Origin of the sequence: Bradyrhizobium guangdongense (genome assembly GCF_006483445.1) — a bacterium.
Lineage (GTDB): Bacteria > Pseudomonadota > Alphaproteobacteria > Rhizobiales > Xanthobacteraceae > Bradyrhizobium > Bradyrhizobium guangdongense_A.
The window spans coordinates 1-1,903 of the sequence record NZ_PPPT01000335.1; the positions used below are offsets into that span (position 1 = coordinate 1).

Annotated in this window: 2 protein-coding genes and 1 pseudogene; all 3 read right to left on the bottom strand. The window is 65.1% G+C overall.

Going from position 1 to position 1,903, the window contains the following annotated elements:
* A pseudogene (locus tag C2U70_RS33845) lies at positions 1-93 on the bottom strand (ABC transporter permease); the annotation flags it as partial.
* Positions 90-1,352, bottom strand: a complete 1,263-nt coding sequence (locus C2U70_RS32605; protein WP_140982878.1) for an ABC transporter permease — start codon at positions 1,350-1,352, stop codon at positions 90-92. The gene C2U70_RS32605 and the pseudogene C2U70_RS33845, both read right to left, overlap by 4 nt.
* Before the next feature lie 16 nt (positions 1,353-1,368).
* Positions 1,369-1,903: extracellular solute-binding protein (locus C2U70_RS32610; RefSeq protein WP_140982880.1), on the bottom strand; the 535-nt coding region annotated here is incomplete at its 5' end.

Below are 1,903 nucleotides of genomic sequence, written 5' to 3' on the forward strand. Positions count from 1 at the left end.
GATCAGGAAGATGAACACCAGCGTGGAGACGACGATCGTCGCGGTCCACGCCATGCGCTGGCTGGGTGTGCGGAGGGAGGCATTGTCTCTCAATTCTTCATCCCTCCCGTGACCTGCTGTCCGCTCACCAGCTTGCCGTAGACCGCTGCCAACAGCAGGGTGGCGAGCAGCAGCACCGCGCCCAGCGCGGAAGCCAGGCCCCAGTTCGCGGTCTCGGTGGTGTAGAGCGCGATAAAATAGCTGATCATCTGATCGGCGGCGCCGCCGACGAGCGCCGGCGTGATGTAGTAACCGAGCGCCAGGATGAAGACGAGCAGGCTTCCGGCGCCGATGCCGGGCAGGGTCTGCGGCAGGTAGATGCGCAGGAAGGCCGTGAGCGGCGGTGCACCGAGCGAGGCGGCTGCACGCATGTAAGCGGGCGAGATCGCCTTCATGCTGCTGTACAGCGGCAGGATCATGAAGGGCAGCAGCACGTGCGTCATCGCCACGCAGACGCCAAAACGGTTGTAGATCAGGCGCAACGGCTCGTCGATGATGCCGAGCCAGCGCAGGCTGTCGTTGACGACGCCCTGGCTCTGCAGCAGCACGATCCAGGCGCAGGTGCGGACCAGGAGCGAGGTCCAGAACGGCAGCAGCACGAAGATCATCAGCAGGTTCGACCGTCCCGGCGGCAGCGTCGCCAGCAAATAGGCGACCGGGAAGCCGAGGATCAGGCAGAGCACCGTGACGCTGAGACTGATGATGAAGGTGCGGGCGAACAGGCTGCGGTAGATGGCCTGATCCGGCGGCGCCGCGACGATCGCGCCGTCCGCGTCCCGCGTCAGGTCGAGCGCCGCCAGCAGATAGAAGCCGGTGATTGGACCACTGGCGTCCTTGATCGTCGTCCAGGTGGCGCGGTCGCGCCACGCCGGATTGATCTTGGCAAGCGTCTCCCTGGCCGTGCCGGGCTCCGGCGGCGATTTCAGATTGCGCGCCGTGCTGGTGAGGATCGTGCGAAAACCATTGAGTGCGTAGTTCAGCCGCTTGGCTGCGACAGCGATGGTGCCGGAGGCGCGCGCCGCAAGGATGTCGCTTGCGAGCGCCGCGTACGCCTTTTCTGCCGGCAGATCCTTGCCGTCCCAGTCGGCGAGCGCGGCAACCGTTTGCGGCAGAACCTGACGCACCTCGCGGTCTTCGACCGAACGCCACAGCATGCCGGCGATCGGGCCGGCAAAGGTGAAGAGCAGGAAGACGAGAAGCGGTGCTACCAGCGCCAATGCCTTGACCTGGCGTGTCCGCTCCGCGCGCCGCAATCGGCGCTTGAGCGGCACCCCGGTCGACGCGTCGGCGCCGGTTGCGAGCGCATCCGTCATTGATTTGCGGGCCGCGTTACTTCGCGGCCCATTTGTTGAAGCGCTCGGTCAGGCGATCGATATTCTCGAGCCAGAAGGCGACGTTGATCTCGACCGCATTCTTGATGTTGTCGGGCGCGGTCGGCAGGTCCTGCAGGACGGCCGCCGGGATCAGGGCGGCAGCGCCCTTGTTCGAGGTGCCGTAGGCGATGTTCTCGGAGAGTTTTGACTGGTTCTCCGCCTTGCCGGCAAAATCGAGGAACTTGTAGGCCGCGTCCTTGTTGGGGCTGCCCTTCAGGATGACCCAGCTATCGAGGGTGAAGAGCGCGCCGTCCCACACCATGCCAAAATTCTTCTTCTCTTTCTTGTTCGCGGTGTCGATGCGGCCATTATAGACCGAGGTCATGACCACCTCGCCGGAAGCGAGCAATTGCGGCGGCTGGGCGCCGGCCTTCCACCAGACGAGGTCGCCCTTGATGGTGTCGAGCTTCTTGAAGGCGCGCTCGATGCCCTCGTCGGTCGCCAGCACCTTGTAGACGTCCTTCGGCGCGACGCCGTCGGCCATCAGCGCG